14 protein-coding genes are annotated in these 12921 nt (G+C 45.2%); 7 read left to right on the top strand and 7 right to left on the bottom strand.

The features are described from left to right. Position 1: 1 nt before the first annotated feature. Complete coding sequence (locus IC612_RS07440; RefSeq protein ID WP_194739555.1) at positions 2-688, top strand: potassium channel family protein; 687 nt, start codon at positions 2-4, stop codon at positions 686-688. Positions 689-747: 59 nt separating this feature from the next. Here the strand turns inward: IC612_RS07440 and IC612_RS07435 are convergent, their stop codons facing one another. Further along, positions 748-1752 (bottom strand): peptidylprolyl isomerase, encoded by a 1005-nt coding sequence (locus IC612_RS07435; protein ID WP_194739588.1) that lies wholly within the window; start codon positions 1750-1752, stop codon positions 748-750. A gap of 218 nt (positions 1753-1970) precedes the next feature. Beyond that, positions 1971-3044 (bottom strand): branched-chain amino acid aminotransferase, encoded by a 1074-nt coding sequence (locus IC612_RS07430; RefSeq protein WP_194739554.1) that lies wholly within the window; start codon positions 3042-3044, stop codon positions 1971-1973. Between the two features lie 82 nt (positions 3045-3126). Between IC612_RS07430 and mnmD the strand changes: the two genes are divergently transcribed. Together mnmD and IC612_RS07420 are read left to right on the top strand one after the other, a co-directional pair. Further along, complete coding sequence (gene mnmD, locus IC612_RS07425; RefSeq protein ID WP_194739587.1) at positions 3127-3807, top strand: tRNA (5-methylaminomethyl-2-thiouridine)(34)-methyltransferase MnmD; 681 nt, start codon at positions 3127-3129, stop codon at positions 3805-3807. Positions 3808-3810: 3 nt separating this feature from the next. Further along, positions 3811-4224: an NUDIX domain-containing protein gene (locus IC612_RS07420; RefSeq protein ID WP_194739553.1), complete on the top strand. Its 414-nt coding sequence runs from the start codon at positions 3811-3813 to the stop codon at positions 4222-4224. Here the strand turns inward: IC612_RS07420 and IC612_RS07415 are convergent. Both IC612_RS07415 and IC612_RS07410 read right to left on the bottom strand, forming a co-directional pair. Then, the gene (locus IC612_RS07415; RefSeq protein ID WP_194739552.1) at positions 4221-5015 is read right to left on the bottom strand and encodes a S1/P1 nuclease; all 795 of its coding nucleotides are present in this window, start codon (positions 5013-5015) and stop codon (positions 4221-4223) included. The genes IC612_RS07420 and IC612_RS07415 overlap by 4 nt on opposite strands. Next, the gene (locus tag IC612_RS07410) at positions 5012-5716 is read right to left on the bottom strand and encodes a DUF4294 domain-containing protein (RefSeq protein WP_194739551.1); all 705 of its coding nucleotides are present in this window, start codon (positions 5714-5716) and stop codon (positions 5012-5014) included. The genes IC612_RS07415 and IC612_RS07410 overlap by 4 nt, the downstream gene beginning before the upstream one ends. A 54-nt stretch (positions 5717-5770) precedes the next feature. Here IC612_RS07410 and IC612_RS07405 point away from each other — a divergent pair, with 54 nt between their 5' ends. The 3 genes from IC612_RS07405 to IC612_RS07395 are packed head-to-tail and all read left to right on the top strand — an operon-like array spanning position 5771 to position 8828. Further along, a complete protein-coding gene (locus tag IC612_RS07405; protein WP_194739550.1) occupies positions 5771-6847 on the top strand; it encodes a zinc-binding metallopeptidase family protein in 1077 nt (358 codons plus the stop codon). A gap of 10 nt (positions 6848-6857) precedes the next feature. Continuing rightward, entirely contained in the window at positions 6858-7508 is a 651-nt protein-coding gene (gene rpe / locus IC612_RS07400; RefSeq protein WP_194739549.1) for a ribulose-phosphate 3-epimerase, read from the top strand. Between the two features lie 9 nt (positions 7509-7517). After that, positions 7518-8828, top strand: coding sequence for a tetratricopeptide repeat protein (locus IC612_RS07395; protein ID WP_194739548.1), 1311 nt, complete (start codon positions 7518-7520; stop codon positions 8826-8828). A 221-nt stretch (positions 8829-9049) separates the two neighbouring features. Here the strand turns inward: IC612_RS07395 and rpsA are convergent, their stop codons facing one another. Further along, positions 9050-10834, bottom strand: coding sequence for a 30S ribosomal protein S1 (gene rpsA, locus IC612_RS07390; RefSeq protein WP_194739547.1), 1785 nt, complete (start codon positions 10832-10834; stop codon positions 9050-9052). Positions 10835-11131: 297 nt separating this feature from the next. Here rpsA and IC612_RS07385 point away from each other — a divergent pair, with 297 nt between their 5' ends. Continuing rightward, positions 11132-11491 (top strand): MerR family transcriptional regulator, encoded by a 360-nt coding sequence (locus tag IC612_RS07385; RefSeq protein ID WP_194739546.1) that lies wholly within the window; start codon positions 11132-11134, stop codon positions 11489-11491. An 8-nt stretch (positions 11492-11499) separates the two neighbouring features. Here IC612_RS07385 and IC612_RS07380 read toward each other — a convergent pair whose 3' ends face one another. Both IC612_RS07380 and truB read right to left on the bottom strand, forming a co-directional pair. Further along, positions 11500-12225, bottom strand: coding sequence for a pseudouridine synthase (locus IC612_RS07380; RefSeq protein ID WP_194739545.1), 726 nt, complete (start codon positions 12223-12225; stop codon positions 11500-11502). Beyond that, the gene (truB, locus tag IC612_RS07375) at positions 12203-12919 is read right to left on the bottom strand and encodes a tRNA pseudouridine(55) synthase TruB (protein ID WP_194739544.1); all 717 of its coding nucleotides are present in this window, start codon (positions 12917-12919) and stop codon (positions 12203-12205) included. The genes IC612_RS07380 and truB overlap by 23 nt, the downstream gene beginning before the upstream one ends. Between the last annotated feature and the right edge of the window lie 2 nt (positions 12920-12921).

Below are 12921 nucleotides of genomic sequence, written 5' to 3'. Positions count from 1 at the left end.
CATGAAATTTATTATTGTAGGACTAGGTAATTTTGGAGGTTCTCTGGCCGAGAAGCTTACCCAGCAAGGAAATGAGGTCATCGGAGTAGATACCAACCCCGACAAGGTGAATTACTTCATGGATAAGCTCGCCTTGGCCATATGCCTGAATGCCACACAACAGTCTGCCTTGGAACATCTTCCTTTAAAAAACAGTGATGTGGTCATTGTATGTATCGGGGAGGACGAAGGCGCCAATATTATGGTCACAGCGCATTTCAAGAACATGGGTGTGAACCGTTTAATCAGCCGCTCAATCAATCCGCTGCACGAGAGTGTTCTGGAAGCCATCGGAGTAAGTGAAATAGTACGGCCCGAGGAGGAAACCGCCGAGCGTTGGGCAAAAAAACTATGCCTTAAAGGCGTAGTGGATTCTTTCGAATTAAACAAGAACTACAGTATCGTAGAGATTATTGCTCCTGAGAAATTTGTAGGTTTAAGCTTTCAGCAGGTGAACTTTAGGGACAACTACCAATTACTGGTATTAACCACCATAAAAAATACCCAGGAACGCAGCTTTCTAGGTAAGCAGCGTGTGGTTCCTACAGTGCAGGGACTTCCCAATGAAGATACCATCATAGAGAAAGACGATATCCTGGTGCTTTACGGAGCCAACACAGACCTGCAGAAGTTTGCACGTCTTACCTGACAATAGAAAGCCCTGAGACCGTTAGGATCTCAGGGCTTTACCTTTCAACTGTATACTATTTACTTCGCTTTAACCAGCTTTACATCAAAGATCAGCCATGCGTTTGGAGGAATCACGCCACCGGCGCCACGCGGTCCGTATCCTAGGTCCGGTGGGATAAGGAAGGTAGCCTCATCGCCTTCGTTGAGTAAAAGAATACCCTCGTCCCAACCTTTGATGACCATACCGTTACCCACAGGGAATTCGATAGGCTCTCCTCTTTTGAAAGAGTTGTCAAATTCGGTTCCATTGGTAAGCTTTCCTGCGTAGTGTACGGCTACAGTATTTCCTTTCTCTGCTTTAGGACCCTCACCTTTTTTGGTGATTTTGAACAGCAGTCCTGAAGGGGTCTGCTCCATACCTTCTTTCATCTTTGCAAACTCTTTTTCGGCTTTTTCTTTCTGCTCCTTCTCAAACTCTTCATTACGCTTTAGAATCTGCCCTTTTCCTTCCTGGAATACTTCTGCTGCATCGTAATTCTTATAGGCATCGCCCTTAGAGAATACCGATACCTTTTCCAGCACTACATCGGTTTTTGGCTTGTCCTGAGCGGATTTCTCTACTCCTGCGATCTTGTCCACCACTTCGATTCCTTCCACCACTTTTCCAAAGATGGTGTGTTTTCCGTCAAGCCAAGGTGTAGCAACCTGGGTGATGAAGAATTGGGATCCGTTGGAGTTAGGTCCTGAATTGGCCATGGAAAGAATCCCCTTTCCGGTATGCTGCAGGTCGTTTTTCTCGTCCTGAAACTTATATCCCGGATCGCCCATCCCTGTTCCAAGCGGATCGCCTCCCTGGATCATGAAGTTTTCAATTACACGGTGGAAAATGGTTCCGTCGTAAAACGGCTCGCCCTTTCCTTTCTTATCGTTCTTGATTTTGCCCTCAGCAAGGCCCACAAAATTAGCCACGGTCACTGGTGATTTCTCGTCTTCCAGTTTTACCAGCATGGCACCCTGTGAAGTTTGAAGGTTGGCATAAAGACCCTCGGAGAGTCCTTCATAAATTTCTTTGTCTACGTTCATCTTTTTATATATTGGTGTACAACTCATCAGCGAGATTCCCGCTAATGCCATTAAAATTTTTGGATAATTTTTGCCCATGATTTCTTTATAGCGCTACCGATAGAATTAGGTATTTTCTTTCTTTCCAGCAACTTTCCTGCAATATTAAGAATTTTCTGTATGCAAAAAAAACAACCGGAACAGGTGTCCGGTTATTTTGTTATTTAGTGCAAAGTGGATTAAGCTCCTTCCAGTACATGACGCTCTACCTTTACTCTCCATCCAAAAGGATCTTCAGCTTGGTTGGTTTGTATTGCCACTAGATCTCTTTGAAGGGTAAGCGCATAGCTGTCTTCAAATTCCAACTTCGGAAGGATGAGTTTTTCGTCTTTGTATCCTATGGCTTCAAAGACGCTGGTTACCACGGCGGTGCCCACGCCCCACACTTCCTTAAGGGTTTCGTTACGGTACGCATCAACTACGTCCTTTACTTTCACATCTCCAATGACCACCTCAATTCCTCGGCGCTTGGCCAGGTTAATGAAGCTATCACGCGTGACTCCATCGAGGATTTTTTCGGAAGTTTTCGGCGTATAGATCGTATCTCCGATCCGAACAAAAACATTCATGGTTCCACTCTCTTCAAAATTTTCGTGGGTAGTATCGTCGGTCCAAATCACCTGCTCGTAGCCTTCCTGGTTGGCAAGTTTGGTCGGATAGAACGAAGCGGCGTAATTACCTGCTGCTTTTGCAAATCCTACTCCTCCGCTGGCAGCTCTTGAGTAGTAGTCAGAGATCTTTACCGATACAGGGGCTGTATAGTAGCTCTTGGCAGGAGAAGCCACTATGGCAAACATATACTTATGGGAAACACGGGCCTTAAGGGCTTCTTCGGTTGCAAAGATCAGCGGACGGATATAAAGAGATTTTCCTTCTCCGTACGGTATCCACGCGCGGTCCACATCGACCAGTGCTTTTAGCCCATCGATAAAGACTTCCTTAGGTATTTCCGGCATGGCAAGCCTTGCGGCACTTTTATTAATTCTTTCAAAATTCTTCTCCGGACGGAACAAATACACTTCTCCATCCTTATCTTTATAGGCTTTCATTCCTTCAAAACATGCCTGACCGTAATTAAAAGCCATGTTGGCCGGCGAAAAAGAAAGTGGACCGTAGGGCATTAGCTTCACTTCACCCCATTTACCGTCCTGATATTCGCAGACAATCATATGATCGATGAAGTGGTCACCAAAAGAGTAACTTTCCGGGTCAAACGATCCGATGCGCGGCTGAGTAGATTTTTGAATTATCATTTTTATAAAAATATTTAGAATTAAGCACTATACTTTAATTTTTTAAATATATAAATTTAATTTAATTTTGGCAAATATAGCAATGGAAAGAGAGATTAAAACAACTTCTGACGGTAGCAAAACTTTGTACGTCAGTACTTTAGATGAGTGTTACCACTCCCACCACGGGGCTCTTCAGGAGGCCGAGCATGTATTTATCAAATTTGGATATAATTTACTAGATAATTACGAAATCAATATTCTTGAACTTGGTTTCGGGACCGGACTTAATGTTTTGGTAACAATTAATTCATTTTTGCAAAATGGCAAGAAAAGAAAAGTGCACTACCATACTCTAGAGAAATATCCCGTTTCTCTTCAGGAAATCGAGTCTTTGAATTATCCTTCCCTATTTTCTGGGTCTGATCTTTCGGAAATAAACCAAAAGATCCACTCAGCCCCCTGGGAAGAGGAAACGGAGATTGTTGCGGGTTTTTTTCTTACCAAGTACCAAAGAGATTTTTACGAGCTGGATAGCATAGCGATGCCCCCTATAGATCTAGTATATTTTGACTGTTTTGGCGCAAGAGTGCAACCCGATTTATGGGAAGCGCCCCTCTTTACCCTCGTACATAAAAAGATGCGCAGTGGAGGACTTCTTACCACCTACTCCTCTAAAGGCAGTGTGCGAAGGTTACTGCAGGAATTAGGAATGGAAGTCGAAAAAAGGGAAGGTCCGCCAGGAAAAAGAGAAATGATCACCGCTGTTAAACCCAGTGAATAACCTATGCTACATAAAGTGAACATCCGGGTCTACGGCCTGTATATTAAACAAGATAAGCTTTTGGCACTAGAGGAAATGTATGCCGGAGAAAAACTTCTTAAGCTTCCCGGAGGAGGTCTCGAATTTGGTGAAGGGACTCTGGATTGTCTTTCGCGCGAACTTTTTGAGGAACTAAACCTTCGGCCCAAATCCTTTGCGCATTTTTACACTCAGGAAGAGTATGTAGTTTCCCTATTCAACGCTAAGGAGCAGCTCCTTACCATCTACTACCGAATAGAAATTGAAAACCTCTCGGAACTTCAAATTAAGGATTCCAGCATCGAGAAAATACGATGGGTTTCCCTCTCAGAGGAAAACCCATTCGTTCTTCCGATTGACCGGAAAGTTTTTACTTTGCTGCAGCAGAAGCTGCCTTAAAGAACCTCATTGAGCACTTTTGCCAAACGAAGCCCTCCGTAGTATAATTGGCGTTCCAAAGTGGACTGGAAACGGTAGACATAATCATACGAATAGTTCTTGGCTGGCTCGGTGTAACTATAGAGGCTGTTTGCAATTTGGTGCGAATCGTAAAGCCACTCCTCTAAAGAGCCTTTCATGATGTCTTTCTTTTCCTTCTTGGAAAGTACATCAAGAACTCTTGCGTATTCGGTATAACTGTATTTATTATGGTCCACTAATTTACCGTCCCAAAGGGAATGTAAATTGGTATTGTCCCCAAAGAATTTCAACTTGATAAGATTTCCACCTAGGTCCTCTGCCCTGCCTGTATGCATGGGTTGGGAAAGATCCCCCATCAGGTGGATAAGGAATCGCAGATTTATTTCGCGCTCTTCTTTGGAAAGGTTCCGGTTGGAGAGTTTTTCAGAGGTTGTCTTAATCTCGGTATAGAGAGAAGGTCCTTTCTGCTCACGCAGGGCCTTTTCAAAACTCTGGAAATTGCTCTGTGGGGCAATATTGACATAGTGCCAGACGTCGGCATGTTTCCAGTGGCCGGTGGTATCGCTCTTAATGAAATCCGGCCAGTTGGCCCAGTAGGCCAGTTTCTGGTTTCCGATAAGTTTTTTAAGCTGGTGTCGTGCAGAAGGCTTTAGGTTGTTTTCTGCCACTTCCGCTATTACGCGGTGACCGGTCGTACCCCAGGCAAAACTCTGGGCCGAGACCATAAGGGCCGCTACGGCGAGTCCCTTTACTACAAGGTTTCGTATCATTCTTTGGATAATTTAAAATCCCGGTACCCGGGATACGGCTGCAAATATCCGATATTCCAGTTACTTTGCAAAAGGGATTCCACAAATTCGTCGTCCCGGTATCGGTACGGGTTGTATTCCCTGCGAAGTTCAATATCGGCAGCGTTGCCTTTTACGTTCCACCAAAATGCACTCCAACCCCCACGAAGTTCCTTTATAATGTCGTAGACACTTTTACCGGTCGCCCTATACATGAGCTTGGCAAAAACCTGTCCTTCACTGGTCGTTAAATCCCGAAGTTGGTTCTCATACTGCGTTGCAAGCTGCTCCTGCCGAATCTTTGCATATTGCCTGCGCTCGTTTCCGCTCATCTTGGAAAGCGTAGAATTTAACTCCCGGTATTGGGAGAGAGCCGTTAAAAACAGAGGATATACTCGATTGAGTTTTTTATTTAAAAAATAGTAGTAGTTAATATCCAATTGGTTATTGAACGTGGGTTTTTTCTGTAGGACTAGCTCGTCCATCACCACCACGGTCTCTCCGTTAATCTCGTAAATTTTGGCTTTCTGTCGCTCGTCGTAGTAGTAGGGAGTTCCAAACTCGTCTTTTTGAAGAAGTTCGGGTGGGTATTGGCTAAGGGGCCTAGCTATGGTGTCGTTCTGGGCACTGAGAAGGCCGGCCAAAAACACCATGGCAATGGGTAGTATTCTGTATAATTTCATTACTTTTACTCAACTTAAAATCACTCAATCAATCAACAAATAACGTTCCTTTTAATGAAATTTGAAAAAAAATCACTTAAATTCTTAGAAGAGTACCTCAATACCGCATCCCCCACCGGCATGGAGCACGCGGGACAGAAAGTCTGGATGGATTACCTAAGGCCTTATGTGGATGAACTCCACTCGGACCATTACGGTACCTGTTACGGTGTAATCAATCCTGAGGCCCAGTTCAAGGTAGTGATTGAAGCGCACGCCGATGAGATCTCCTGGTATGTAAACTATATTACCGACGAGGGGCTCATCTATGTGATTCGCAACGGAGGTTCTGACCAGATGATCGCACCATCCAAAGTGGTACATATTCACGGAGAAAAAGGCATTGTAAAGGGTCTTTTCGGATGGCCGGCCATCCACACCCGTGGCGTCAATTCCAACGAGCCGGTTCCCAAACTGGAAAACATATTCATCGACGTGGGAGCCACTTCCAAGGAAGAGGTCGAAAATTTAGGGGTGTATGTAGGATGCATGATCACGTATCCGGACGAGTTTTTTGAACTAAACGAGCGTTATTTTGTGTGCAGGGCACTAGACAACCGCATCGGAGGATTTATGATTGCCCAGGTAGCGCGGCTGCTTAAAGAAAAGAAAAAGAAACTTCCCTTTGGGCTTTATATCGTCAATTCGGTACAGGAAGAAGTAGGGCTTTACGGAGCGGATATGATAGCCGATACCATCCGGCCTAACCTGGCCCTCATTACCGATGTAACCCATGATACCACCACCCCAATGATTGACAAGAAAAAAGAGGGTGACCAGCGGTGTGGCAAAGGTCCCGTGGTATTCTTTGCACCCAGCGTCCACCATACCTTAAGGAGCGTGGTAGTGGAAGCTGCCAAAAGCAAAAAGATTCCTTTTCAGCGTGCTGCAGCATCCAGGGCAACCGGTACCGATACCGACGTGTTTGCCCATTCCAACGGTGGGGTTCCCAGCGCCCTTATATCCCTACCCCTTCGCTATATGCATACCACGGTAGAAATGGTGCACAAAGAGGACGTGGCACATGTCATAGATCTTATTTATGAAACTCTTCTTTCTCTGGATCCCACAATGAAACTGAAATACCATTAGAAATACCCGCATGAAAAACAGACTTATTGCTCCCTCCCTTCTTTCTGCAGACTTTGGAAACCTACAAAGGGATCTGGAAATGCTTAATCGCAGCCAGGCCGACTGGCTCCACGTCGATGTAATGGACGGACGCTTCGTACCCAATATCTCCTTTGGTTTCCCCGTGATGAAGACCATCCTCGAGCACGGAAAGAAATTCGTAGATGTGCACCTTATGATCCTTCAGCCGGAGAACTACATCAAGGAATTCATTGAAGCAGGGGCCGATTTGGTTTCTGTCCACGTAGAGGCCTCTACGCATCTTCACCGCACGGTAAGCCTTATACAGGACCTTGGCGCCAAAGCAGGGGTAGTGCTCAACCCTTCTACTCCGGTAGCAATGCTTGAAGACATTATAGAACAGGTGGATCTGGTGCTTCTAATGAGCGTGAACCCAGGATTTGGAGGTCAGAAATTCATTGAAAACACCTATAAGAAAGTAGCCCAGACCAAGGAGATGATTCTCTTAAGAAATTCCACTGCCCTTATAGAGATTGATGGTGGAGTGAATCTGGAGAATGCCTCGAAACTTTTTGCCGCAGGAGCGGACGTATTGGTAGCTGGCAATGCCGTCTTTGCTTCCCAGGATCCAGAGCGCACCATCGAACTATTAAAAATCTAAGAATCCCGAATGGAAGAATTTAATGCCTCTGATTCTAGAAAGGAGCTTATTGACCGCGTACTTAAGGAAGCTAAGGAACTTTACACTAAAAAGGCCTTCGAAGAGAGCTTCGACAAACTCTTAGAAGGTCTTAGAGAGGAGCCTTTACATCCTACTCTACTTGATTTGGCGCAGCAAGTAAGCCTTGCGCTCGAAGCGCACGGCGCCTCAGAACTTTTTGAGGGGGCCCTTAAGAGTCCCGACAACCCTGTGGTTTTTGATCAGCTTGGATCGATGTTTCTGGCAGGTAGCCAACATGTATTAGCCCAAAGTTATCTAAAAAAAGCACTGGAACTTCTCCCTGAGTACACTGCGCCCCGGCACGATCTGGCGCTCTCCTACTTTAAGACCGGCGCCAAGGAGAAAGCCAAGGAACTGCTCAGAGAAGATCCGCAGCCGGATTTCTGGAACACCTACCTTCTACTGCGCCTTGAGCTCTTTGAGGGCCACCTTAAGCGCGCACTAGAGCTCATAGCTCGCCTACCACAACTCATGACGGATCCCGAGCAGAAAGAAGCGCAGCAGGAAATAGTGGAACAGGCACAGAAGATGCCTTCCCGCTACGCTCTGTTTAAGTCCGACCAGCCTTTGGATCTTCAGCAGTGGCACTTCATCCTCTATGGCGGCGTTCTCTTACATACCCGCCCTGTAGATGAGTTCAACCCACATCCCCAATACACTTTTCTATCCCCTAGTTACGAGCAGATCGCCTCGGTGCTATTAGAGCTACAATCTACCCTGAAAGCACTTCAATTTACTCCGCGTAAAGTGCTGTATCCCACTATGGAAAAAAATGCCTGGCTTCTGGCTCAAGTGGTTTCCAGGCTAACCGGTGCCGAGCTCCAGGAAATGGACAAGCAGTCGGTACAGAATGAAGACACCATTGTGGTAGCCTCCAGCAGCGAGGAAATTGAGGTGGATATGGATCTAAAGGAAGTCTCAGGCCGTCAAATGACGTTTGCCTTTTTCCACAACTGGACGGCGGGCGCGTTCCAAACGCCTGATGTCATAGGACTCTTCGCTCAGCAACTAGTGTTCCCATGGGAAGGAGGTATGGTGGATTTTACTCAGGAGGAAGAAGATGGATCCAGCAGAGAAAAAGAGCTGGAAGACTGGGAAATAGTACAGAATATCCTTGATTTCATACCCGAGGATGGAGTAATCAAAAAAGCCCCCAAATGGCTACTTACCGCTAAACCTCTACTGAATTATACGGGAGTAGTGCGCATGCGCCCCGAGTATTCTCCGATCAGTCCCATAGAGGGAGCGTATTTCCTTTAGATTGGAAAACCTCTAAGAAAAAAAATGCTGCCGTCTGATTCGTAGTGACTGCAGCATTTTTTTTATCACTATAGCCCTACTGCTAAAGACTAATAAGTATTCTACTACGGATAATCCGCACGCTCCTGGGAAAAATTCAATAACCACTACAATTACTTGGAAACAAAAAAAACCCTCCAAACAAAAGTTTGAAGGGTCTGGTATTTAAGAAAGGTCAGGGATTATTCTCCACCTTCCATTTTCTTCTTAAGTTCTGCAAGAGCGTCGATATCACCAAGTGTGGTTTTCTCGTCTCCTGAAGAAGCAGCTGGCTTGTTGGAAGAAGAAGATTCTTTAACGTTTCTTCTTTCCTCATCCTTGAATGTTCCAGTATGGGACACTACTACTCTTTTGAATTCCTTGTTGAACTCGATTACCTTGAACTGCGCATCTTCCCCTTTCTTGATTTTGGTTCCGTCTTGCTTTTCAAGTAATCTTGAAGGACAGAAAGCTTCCACTTCTACGTCTTCAAACTGTACCTGAGCTCCTTTATCGAATACATCGGTAGCCTTACCATCGTGCACAGTTCCTTCTGCATACTTGGTTTCAAACTTATCCCATGGGTTCTCCTGAAGTTGCTTGTGTCCTAGGGAAAGTCTACGCGCTGCAGTATCTAGTTCTAGTACTACTACGTCCAGTTTATCTCCTACGTTACAGAATTCAGAAGGATGTTTGATTTTCTTAGTCCAAGAAAGGTCTGAGATGTAGATTAGACCGTCGATTCCTTCCTCAAGTTCCACGAACACTCCGAAATTAGTGAAGTTTCTCACCATTCCTTTGTGCTGGGATCCTACTGGATATTTTTCTTCGATCGCTTCCCATGGATCTTTGCTCAGTTGCTTGATACCTAGGGAAATTTTTCTGTCTTCTCTGTCTAAAGTAAGTACTTCTGCTTCCACTTCATCACCTACTTTTACGAAGTCACCTGCACTTCTAAGATGCGTAGACCAAGACATTTCAGAAACGTGGATAAGTCCTTCTACACCTGGGGCAATCTCAACGAATGCACCGTAGTCTGCAAGAACCACTACTTTACCTTTCACTCTGTCTCCCACTTTCATATCTGCAGAAAGGGCATCCCAAGGGTGCGCCTCTAGCTGCTTCATACCCAATTGAATTCTTGTTTTCTCATCGTCGAAGTCAAGGATAACCACTTTCACAGTCTGTCCGTCTTCAAGGATTTCGGATGGATGGTTCACTCTTGACCAAGAAAGGTCAGTGATGTGAATAAGTCCGTCTACGCCACCAAGGTCCACGAATACACCGTAGGAAGTAATGTTCTTAACGGTTCCTTCAAGTACCTGTCCTTTTTCAAGCTGGGCAATAATTTCTTTTTTCTGATCTTCGATGTCTGCCTCGATAAGCGCTTTGTGCGATACCACCACGTTCTTGAACTCAGGGTTGATTTTAACCACTTTGAACTCCATGGTCTTACCAACGTACTGATCGTAGTCTTTGATTGGCTTCACATCGATTTGAGAACCTGGAAGGAACGCTTCGATACCGTGGATATCTACGATCATACCTCCTTTAGTTCTGGATTTCACGTATCCGTTTACAACTTCTCCTGTTTCGTGAAGTTCGTTTACGCGGTCCCAAGCCTTAAGCGTTCTTGCTTTCTTGTGGGAAAGCTGAAGCTGTCCGGACTTGTCTTCTCTTCTGTCTACCATTACTTCCACTTCATCACCTACGGATAAATCTGGCTTGTAACGGAATTCGTTAAGAGAAATAACACCCTCACTCTTAAAGTTGATGTCTACGATAGCTTCCTTGTCTGTAAGGCGTACTACTTTACCAGTAAGTACATCGTTATCAGAAAGGTCGTTAAGTGATCCGTTGTAGATTTCCTCCAGGTCACTTTTCTCTTTTCTCGCATCTGCATCAAGTCCGGATTCAAATGAATCCCAGTCAAACTGCTCAGGTGCTACGTTTTGGTTCATACGAACCATGTCTTTGTTTTCAGACATAATAATTAATCTTTGTATTCCATGTTTTTAGAGCGGTCTTCTACTGCGGTGCTAAAAAAAATGGAAGATGTTAGTTTTAAGTGTGTTAACTTTCGAAGACCTTCCCACAAAAAGTGGTGCAAATTTACGGAAAATATTGAAACAATAGCATCTAGAGATGCATTTTTTCCAAGACCCTCTCGGTGCGCCCGATCTTATTTGACGCAGGGGCTTTGCGGTCCGTTGATTGACGTACTTTCATCAGGTCCGTGTACGGGCTTTAAGGCTCGAAACAAAATATGTATCTTTGGTTTCGCTATGAAACTGAATTTACCAGATAAACTCTATTACTCTATCGGTGAGGTGGCACGGGCCTTTGATGTGAACACGTCGCTGATCCGCTATTGGGAGCAGGAATTCCCTATCCTAATGCCTAAGAAGAATAAGAAAGGCAATCGCTATTTCACGCCCGAGGATATCAAGAATTTAAAAATCATCTACCATTTGGTAAAAGAGAAAGGGTATACTTTGGACGGCGCGCGTATAGCTCTTACCACCAATAGTAAAGTCTCTTCCACCGTATCGATGATCGACCGTCTGGAATTTGTAAAAAGCGAGCTATTAAAACTTAAGGATTCACTGGTTGAAAAACCCCGCGAAGAGGACTCCCAGCAGTAGTAGTATTCTTAGTCACTGGTTTTTTCCGAATCCTTTAGGATCTCTTCGAGCTTTGAGAGTTCTTTTTCTGTAAGGTCACGCCATTTCCCCACCGGCAGATCCAGATGGATATTAAGCACGCGGATACGTTTTAGTTTCTTGACCTCATAGCCTAAATATTCGCACATTCGTCGGATCTGACGGTTTAGACCCTGTGTGAGTACTATTCTAAAGCTCATGGTATCGAGCTGCTCCACTTCACATTTTTTGGTTACCGTACCCAATATAGGTACACCGCTACGCATCTTTTGCAAAAACGAAGGGGTAATGGGTTTATTTACCCGTACGATATATTCCTTACCGTGGTTGTTTCTAGAGCGCAGTATCTTATTTACAATGTCCCCGTCTGAGGTAAGAAGAATCAGTCCCTCACTGGGCTTGTCCAGCCTCCCTATGGGAAAAATCCGCTCGGGATGGCCTATATAATCAATTATATTATTCTTTTCCCTTCGGGTGTCGGTCGTACAGACTATTCCCACCGGCTTGTTAAAGGCAATATAGGTATGGCGCGCCTCAGGGTCTTTACGCACAGGGACCCCATCTACCCGTACGTCGTCCTCCGTACTAACCTTAGTTCCTAGTTCCACTGGGGTAGTTCCAATAGTGATGCGTCCTTCCTGAAGCAGCACGTCGGCCTGCCGCCTGGAACAGTAGCCAATCTCCGACAGGTATTTATTGATGCGTATTTTCTCCATCGCCGTTTGAAAATCTAAAATCGGATTCTAAATACTTGGAATGTGCGTTCGCTACATCGTATTCTCCAATACGGGTTCTGCGAAGGGCCGTAAGGTAAGCCCCTATGCCTAGCCGCTCTCCTATATCGTGCGCAAGGCTTCGTATATAGGTTCCCTTGGAGCAGTGCACCGTAAAACGCACATAGGGAAGTGAAAGCTCCAAATCCGTAATGGAATGGATGGTGGTTTTCCTGGATTTCATCGCAACCTCTTTACCCTGCCGCGCGAGATCATAGGCTCTCTTTCCCTCTATCTTAATGGCAGAAAATACCGGGGGAGTCTGGTCAATCTCGCCCTGGAAGGACAGTACCGCTTCACGAATGTTCTCTGCCGTTACATGGCTGTAGTCGGTGGGAAGTATCTCGGGTTTTTCGGTATCGTAGGACTCGGTCTGTACCCCAATCTTGATTTCCACCTGGTAGGTTTTCGCCGCATCCTGAATTTGGGATATCTGTTTGGTGGCTTTTCCGGTACACACAATCAGAAGACCGGTAGCCTTCGGATCAAGTGTACCTGCGTGTCCAATCTTGAGTTTCTTTAAACGGAACTCTGCCTTTAGCTTATACTTAAGTTTGTTTACTGCCTGAAATGAGGTCCAGTCCAGCGGTTTATCCAAAAGAAGGACCTGGCCTTCAAGAAGTTCTTCTACACTCATCT

This window comes from Planobacterium oryzisoli, assembly GCF_015354315.1.
Taxonomy (GTDB): domain Bacteria; phylum Bacteroidota; class Bacteroidia; order Flavobacteriales; family Weeksellaceae; genus Planobacterium_A; species Planobacterium_A oryzisoli.
The sequence above is the reverse complement of the archived record's forward strand: the minus strand, read 5'-3'. Positions and strand labels throughout refer to the sequence as shown.

What these genes read in the sequence shown, in the direction of transcription:
- IC612_RS07440 (WP_194739555.1), top strand. Translation starts at nt 2, where the DNA reads ATGAAATTTATTATTGTAGGACTAGGTAATTTTGGAGGTTCTCTGGCC.
- IC612_RS07435 (WP_194739588.1), bottom strand. Translation starts at nt 1,752, where the DNA reads ATGAACGTAGACAAAGAAATTTATGAAGGACTCTCCGAGGGTCTTTAT.
- IC612_RS07430 (WP_194739554.1), bottom strand. Translation starts at nt 3,044, where the DNA reads ATGATAATTCAAAAATCTACTCAGCCGCGCATCGGATCGTTTGACCCG.
- mnmD (WP_194739587.1), top strand. Translation starts at nt 3,127, where the DNA reads ATGGAAAGAGAGATTAAAACAACTTCTGACGGTAGCAAAACTTTGTAC.
- IC612_RS07420 (WP_194739553.1), top strand. Translation starts at nt 3,811, where the DNA reads ATGCTACATAAAGTGAACATCCGGGTCTACGGCCTGTATATTAAACAA.
- IC612_RS07415 (WP_194739552.1), bottom strand. Translation starts at nt 5,015, where the DNA reads ATGATACGAAACCTTGTAGTAAAGGGACTCGCCGTAGCGGCCCTTATG.
- IC612_RS07410 (WP_194739551.1), bottom strand. Translation starts at nt 5,716, where the DNA reads ATGAAATTATACAGAATACTACCCATTGCCATGGTGTTTTTGGCCGGC.
- IC612_RS07405 (WP_194739550.1), top strand. Translation starts at nt 5,771, where the DNA reads ATGAAATTTGAAAAAAAATCACTTAAATTCTTAGAAGAGTACCTCAAT.
- rpe (WP_194739549.1), top strand. Translation starts at nt 6,858, where the DNA reads ATGAAAAACAGACTTATTGCTCCCTCCCTTCTTTCTGCAGACTTTGGA.
- IC612_RS07395 (WP_194739548.1), top strand. Translation starts at nt 7,518, where the DNA reads ATGGAAGAATTTAATGCCTCTGATTCTAGAAAGGAGCTTATTGACCGC.
- rpsA (WP_194739547.1), bottom strand. Translation starts at nt 10,834, where the DNA reads ATGTCTGAAAACAAAGACATGGTTCGTATGAACCAAAACGTAGCACCT.
- IC612_RS07385 (WP_194739546.1), top strand. Translation starts at nt 11,132, where the DNA reads ATGAAACTGAATTTACCAGATAAACTCTATTACTCTATCGGTGAGGTG.
- IC612_RS07380 (WP_194739545.1), bottom strand. Translation starts at nt 12,225, where the DNA reads ATGGAGAAAATACGCATCAATAAATACCTGTCGGAGATTGGCTACTGT.
- truB (WP_194739544.1), bottom strand. Translation starts at nt 12,919, where the DNA reads ATGAGTGTAGAAGAACTTCTTGAAGGCCAGGTCCTTCTTTTGGATAAA.